Annotated in this window: 5 protein-coding genes; 2 read left to right on the forward strand and 3 right to left on the reverse strand. The window is 62.9% G+C overall.

The window, feature by feature from the left end:
• Positions 1–38: 38 nt before the first annotated feature.
• The 3 genes from ACZYOF_RS30220 to ACZYOF_RS30230 all read right to left on the reverse strand — a co-directional run bounded on the left by ACZYOF_RS30220 (position 39) and on the right by ACZYOF_RS30230 (position 2,882).
• Positions 39–995, reverse strand: coding sequence for a GDP-L-fucose synthase family protein (locus ACZYOF_RS30220; RefSeq protein ID WP_463718047.1), 957 nt, complete (start codon positions 993–995; stop codon positions 39–41).
• Entirely contained in the window at positions 976–2,061 is a 1,086-nt protein-coding gene (gene gmd / locus ACZYOF_RS30225; RefSeq protein WP_394567544.1) for a GDP-mannose 4,6-dehydratase, read from the reverse strand. The genes ACZYOF_RS30220 and gmd overlap by 20 nt, the downstream gene beginning before the upstream one ends.
• 146 nt (positions 2,062–2,207) lie before the next feature.
• Positions 2,208–2,882, reverse strand: a complete 675-nt coding sequence (locus ACZYOF_RS30230; RefSeq protein ID WP_130578664.1) for a Crp/Fnr family transcriptional regulator — start codon at positions 2,880–2,882, stop codon at positions 2,208–2,210.
• A gap of 332 nt (positions 2,883–3,214) precedes the next feature.
• Between ACZYOF_RS30230 and ACZYOF_RS30235 the strand changes: the two genes are divergently transcribed.
• Positions 3,215–4,036, forward strand: a complete 822-nt coding sequence (locus ACZYOF_RS30235) for an ABC transporter ATP-binding protein (RefSeq protein WP_463718048.1) — start codon at positions 3,215–3,217, stop codon at positions 4,034–4,036.
• Positions 4,033–5,961: an AMP-binding protein gene (locus tag ACZYOF_RS30240; RefSeq protein WP_463718049.1), complete on the forward strand. Its 1,929-nt coding sequence runs from the start codon at positions 4,033–4,035 to the stop codon at positions 5,959–5,961. The genes ACZYOF_RS30235 and ACZYOF_RS30240 overlap by 4 nt, the downstream gene beginning before the upstream one ends.
• The last annotated feature ends 315 nt before the right edge of the window (positions 5,962–6,276 follow it).

Genomic DNA, 6,276 nt, shown 5'->3' on the forward strand with positions numbered 1-6,276 from the left:
TTCGCTGCGCTCGCAATGACGAGTGGTAGGGCTGGGTGCTATTCCGCGGCCTGCCGGCTTTCGCTGAGATAAGCCTGATAGGCGAGCCCGATGCCGTCTTCCAGCGATGTCTTCGCTTGCCAGCCAAGCGCGGCTAGCCGGCTGACGTCCAGCAATTTGCGCGGCGTGCCGTCCGGCCGCGAGGTGTCATAGCTGATCTCGCCGTTATAGCCGACCGCCGCCGCAACGACGCGGGCGAATTCCGCGATCGTGATGTCCTTGCCGGTGCCGATATTGACCAGGCCGCTGTCGGAATAGACCTTTATCAAGTGGATGCAGGCGTCGGCGAGATCGTCGACATAGAGGAATTCGCGCCGCGGCGTGCCGGTGCCCCAGACCACGACATTCTTCGTCCCGGACGCTTTCGCCTCATGGAAACGGCGGATCAAGGCCGCGACGACGTGGCTGTATTCGGGGTGATAATTATCACCGCGACCATAAAGATTGGTCGGCATCACGCTGATGAAATCCGCGCCGTACTGGCTGCGATAGGTTTCCGCCATCTTGATGCCCGCGATCTTGGCAATCGCGTAGGGCTCATTGGTCGGCTCCAGCGGCCCGGTCAGCATCGAGTCCTCGCGCAGCGGCTGTGGCGCCAGGCGAGGATAGATGCAGGAGGAGCCGAAGAACATCAGCTTCTCGGTTCCGTTGACGTGAGCCGCATGGATCACGTTGGTCGCGATCGCCAGATTGTCGTAGAGGAACTCGGCGCGCAGCAGGTCGTTGGCGGCGATGCCACCGACTTTCGCCGCCGCCAGGAACACCACCTGCGGCCGCCTGGCGGCAAACCACCGGTTGACCGCGGCCTGGTCGCGCAGATCGACCTCGCCGCGCGGCATCGTCAGAAGCTCGACATCCTCCTGTGCAAGCCGTCGCACCAGCGACGAGCCGACCATGCCGCGATGGCCGGCGACAAAGACCGTCTTGCCTTTCAGCTCAAACGGCGTGCTTGCCATTGGCGGCCTCCTGCCTGGCCTCGGCGAGGTCGCTCGCCACCATCTCCTTCACGAGCTGGGCAAAACTGGTCTTCGGCTTCCAGCCGAGCTTCTCGCGCGCCTTGCTGGCGTCGCCGATCAAGAGGTCGACCTCGGTCGGCCGGAAATAGGTCGGGTCGATACGGACCACGGTCTTGCCGGATTTTGTGTCGACCCCGATCTCGTCAACGCCCTTCCCGCGCCACTCGATTCCGCGGCCGATTTCGGCAAACGCGAGTTCCACGAATTCGCGCACCGAGCGCGTCTCGCCAGTCGCCAGCACGAAATCGTCAGGAGCATCCGCCTGCAGGATACTGTGCATACCCTCGACATAATCCCGCGCATGACCCCAGTCGCGCTTGGCCTCGAGATTGCCGAGATAGAGCGTCTCCTCGAGTCCGAACTCGATGCGGGTGACGCCGCGGGTGATCTTGCGGGTGACGAAGGTCTCGCCGCGAATCGGGCTCTCATGGTTGAACAGGATGCCGTTCGAAGCATACATGCCGTAGGCCTCGCGGTAGTTCACCGTGATCCAGTAGCCGTAAAGCTTTGCCACGCCATACGGCGAACGCGGATAGAATGGCGTGGTTTCCCGCTGCGGCACTTCCTGGACCAGGCCGTAAAGCTCCGATGTCGAGGCCTGATAGAACCGCGTCTCCTTCTCCATGCCGAGGATGCGGATCGCCTCCAAGAGGCGCAGCACGCCGATCGCATCGGCATTCGCCGTATATTCCGGGCTCTCGAAACTGACCCCGACATGGCTTTGCGCGGCGAGGTTATAGATCTCGGTCGGCCTGATCTGCTGCATCAGCCGGATCAGGTTGGTCGAGTCCGTCATATCGCCATAATGCAGCAGGAACGGCACGTTGCCGACATGGGGATCTTGATAGAGATGATCGACGCGCGCCGTATTGAACGACGACGAGCGACGCTTGATGCCATGGACGGTGTAGCCAAGGCCGAGCAGATATTCAGCGAGGTAAGCGCCGTCCTGACCGGTGGCGCCCGTGATCAGCGCGACACGTCGCTTGGAGTCCTGAACCGCCATATCCTCTCCGAGGGCACGGAACTGCGCCGGGTTGCGAATGGCCCGGTCTGTAGCATCCGTCCTCCGCGAAGTCTAATGCCATAACCATTTGGAATCAGGCCGTTAGCCTCGAGCTTTCGGGCAGACACGGCGCCGGGCCGGCTGGACTATTCGCCGTAGTGGCGGAGACGTTCGAGGTCGACAATGGTCACGCCGCCATATTCCAGCCGCAGGAGGCCCTCCTTCTCCAGCCGCTTCAGGCACTGGTTCGCATTCTGCCGCGAGATGCCGGAAAGCGCCCCGATTTCCTCCTGCGTGATCTCGAGATGGCGCGACAACTCGGGGTAGAGAATTGGGTTGAACAGGGAGGCGATAGAACGCGCCAGCCGCGCGGTCGCATCCAGCGTACGGCCATATTCCAGGAGCGCAATGAACTGGCCAAGCCGCTCGTTGAGCTGCGCCACCAGGAAACGGTTGAACGCCACGCTGTTCTCGAACAGCCAGACGAAGGTCTTGCGGTCCATCATGGCCAGCCGCGTGTCGCGCAGCGCCACCACGTCGTAACGCCGCGCTTCGTTCTTCAGCACCGACCCCTCGCCGAACCAGGCGCCGGCAGTCAGTCCGGCGAAGCTTGCGGCCTTGCCGCCGCGGGAGACGATGCCCATCCGCGCCAGCCCCGTGACCACGCCGGTCCAGTAGTCAAAACGGTCGCCGCGCATGAAGATGAATTCATTGGCGCCATAGGATTTCTCGGTGATGCCGCTGCGCGCGACCTCGATCTCGCGGTCATCCAGCTCACGCGACCAGGCCGCGATGCGCTTCAGGTAATCGGCAGCAATCATGATCCCGTTGACTGTCGTCCGTCTCGTTATGTTGCGTCGCAACAACGCGCGGCCGAACGAAATTTGCCGGCGAATTGTCGGGCACAAGACATTTCACCGTACCGCTTTGCCCTATGGAGGGCCACCGGCGCAACGTCATCTGCACGACACGCGTGGAAGCGCGAACGGGCAAGATGCCGGGTGCGGCGTTACCGCGCATGAGCGGTCGCGTTCGCAAGCGGAACGAGGCACCATTAGTCGGATGGCTTAGCCGGAACGACCGATGTAAGATTATCGCTGTCTTTGCAACAAGAGACAAAGAGCGCGTGAAGCGCCGCATCTGGAGGGAATAGGTGGATTACACGTTGGAGGTGCGCGGGGTGTCGCTGCGCTTTGGTGGCGTCCGCGCGCTGACCGAAGTGAGCTTTGGCGTCAAGCCCGGCGAATTGTTCTCCATCATCGGCCCGAACGGCGCCGGCAAGACCTCGATCGTCAACTGCATTTCCGGCCGCTACAAGCCGACCGAAGGCCAGCTTTTCTATCGCGGCAAGGATATCACGGGCCTCAATCCGAACGCCCGGCCCTCGCTCGGCATCGGCCGCACCTTCCAGAATCTCGCGCTGTTCCACCACATGAGCGTGCTCGACAACATCATGGTCGGCCGCCATCACCTGCTGAAGAATAATTTCATCACCGGAGCGCTGTACTGGCTGACCGGCGCGCGGCGCGAGGAGCTCGATCATCGCCGCAAGGTCGAGGAGATCATCGATTTCCTCGACCTGCAATCGGTGCGCAAGGCGACCGCCGGCACGCTTCCCTATGGCTTGCGCAAGCGCGTGGAACTTGCCCGCGCGATGGCGCTCGAACCGCAGTTGATCCTGCTGGACGAGCCGATGGCCGGCATGAACTTCGAAGAGAAGGAGGACATGACGCGCTACATCGTCGATCTCAACGAAGAGTTCGGCATGACCGTCGTGATGATCGAGCACGACATGGGCGTGGTGATGGACATCTCCCACCGCGTCATGGTGCTCGATTTCGGCCGCAAGATCGCCGAGGGCGATCCCGCCAGCGTGCTCGCCGATCCCCACGTCAAGCGCGCCTATCTCGGCGAAGAGGACGAGGCGCTGGTCGATCCCGATGACGTGCCGCTGCCGCGGGAGAGCGCCGCATGATGGATTACGCCGGGCGCGCCGCACAGGCCGACACCTTTCCCAAGATGCTGCGGCTGAATGCCAGGGAAAATGGCCGCGAGATCGCGCTGCGCGAGAAGGATCTTGGTCTGTGGCGTGAATTCACCTGGAACGACTACCAGGCCCGCGTGCGGGAATTCGCGCTCGGCATGATCGAACTGGGACTCGGCAGCGGTGACGTCATCGGCATCATCGGCGACAATCGCCCGGACTGGGTCGCCGCCGAGATCGCCAGCCACGCGATCGGCGGCATGAGTCTTGGGCTTTATCGCGACGTGCTGGATGAGGAGGCGGCTTATCTCCTGAACTATGGCGAGGCGAAGCTCGTATTCGCCGAGGATGAGGAGCAGGTCGACAAGCTGCTGGGGCTGGCCGACCGCGCGCCGCACCTGAAGCACATCATCTATTCCGATCCGCGCGGCATGCGGAAATATGACGATCCACGCCTGATGGAGGCAAGCAAGCTCGCCGGCCTCGGCCGCGAGCGCGCGGCGCGTGAGCCCGGCCTCTACGACACGCTGGTCGATGCCACTGATGGCGAAGACGTCGCGATCCTCTGCACGACGTCAGGCACGACAGCCAATCCGAAACTCGCGATGCTCGCCGCCGGCCGCGTGCTCAAGCATTGCGCAACCTATCTCTCCTTCGATCCGAAGGGACCTGACGACGAATATGTGTCGGTGCTGCCGCTGCCCTGGATCATGGAGCAGGTCTACGCGCTCGGCAAAGGTCTGCTCTGCCGGATGAAGGTCAACTTCGTCGAAGAGCCCGACACCATGATGCACGATTTCCGCGAGATCGCGCCGACCTTCGTGCTGTTCGCGCCACGGGTATGGGAGGCAATCGCGGCAGACGTGCGCGCCGACGTGATGGACTCGTCGCCGTTGAAGCAAAGGCTCTACGAGCTCGGTATGAAAACCGGGCTTGCGGCGCTCGAGCAAGGCAAGCGCTCGGTGGTCGCGGACCAGCTTCTGTTCCGTGCACTCCGCGACCGGCTCGGGTTCACGCGGCTGCGATCGGCGGCCACCGGCGGCGCCGCGCTCGGCCCCGACACCTTCAAATTCTTCCGGGCAATGGGCGTGCCGCTGCGTACGCTCTATGGCCAGACCGAGCTGCTCGGCGCCTATACGTTGCATCCGCCCGGCGAAGTCGATCCCGATACCACGGGCATCGCGATGGCCGAGACGATCGAGATCCGCGTCGACAACCCTGATGTCAACGGCGTCGGCGAGATCGTGGTGCGCCACCCCAACATGTTCTTAGGGTATTACAAGAACCCAGAGGCGTCTGTGGCAGACATCCAGGATGGCTGGATGCGCTCCGGCGATGCCGGCTATTTCAACGATAGCAACCAGCTCGTGGTGATCGACCGCATCAAGGACCTTGCCGAGACCTCGCGTGGCGATCGCTTCTCGCCGCAGTATATCGAGAACAAGCTGAAGTTCTCGCCCTATATCGCGGAAGCGGTGGTGCTCGGCGCCGGCCGCGACGCGCTCGCCTCGATGATCTGCATCCGCTACTCCATCATCTCGAAATGGGCCGAGAAGAGCCGAATCTCGTTCACGACTTATAGCGACCTCTCCTCGCGTCCCGAGGTCTATGCGCTGTTGCGGAAGGAAGTCGAGACCGTCAACGCCTCGCTGCCACCGGCCCAGCGCATCTCCCGCTTCCTGCTGCTCTACAAGGAACTCGACGCCGACGACGGCGAACTGACCCGCACCCGAAAAGTGCGCCGCGGCGTCATCAACGAGAAATACGCCGAGATCATCGACGCGATTTATCGCGGCGACGCCAACATTCCGGTCGATACCGTGATCCGTTTCCAGGATGGCACCACCCAGCGCGTGCGGACCACGCTGAAGGTGGTGGACATGGTGGGCGCGGCGACTGCGGAGGCCGCGGAATGAGCTATCTGCAACAGCAAGGCGCGATGCGCGTTGTGGTGCCCTCTCCCCTTGTGGGAGAGGGCCCCTCCGCCAGCAGACAAGGCCTCCATAGGGTGAGGGGTTCCCTCCCCGCACTCCCGATGCGGAGGCGACCCCTCACCCGGCGTCGCTTCGCGACGCCACCCTCTCCCACAAGGGGAGAGGGTGCAGCGGTCCTGACCGGCTACATGGGTAACAGAATAGACCGGCGACATGGGTAACAGGTCAACTGGTCGGCAAGGAGGACCTTGCCGATGGGGTGGAAGGAGACCTGTACCGTGGAAGAGCGGATGCGGT

The organism is Bradyrhizobium sp. LeoA1Lang (genome assembly GCF_055413685.1).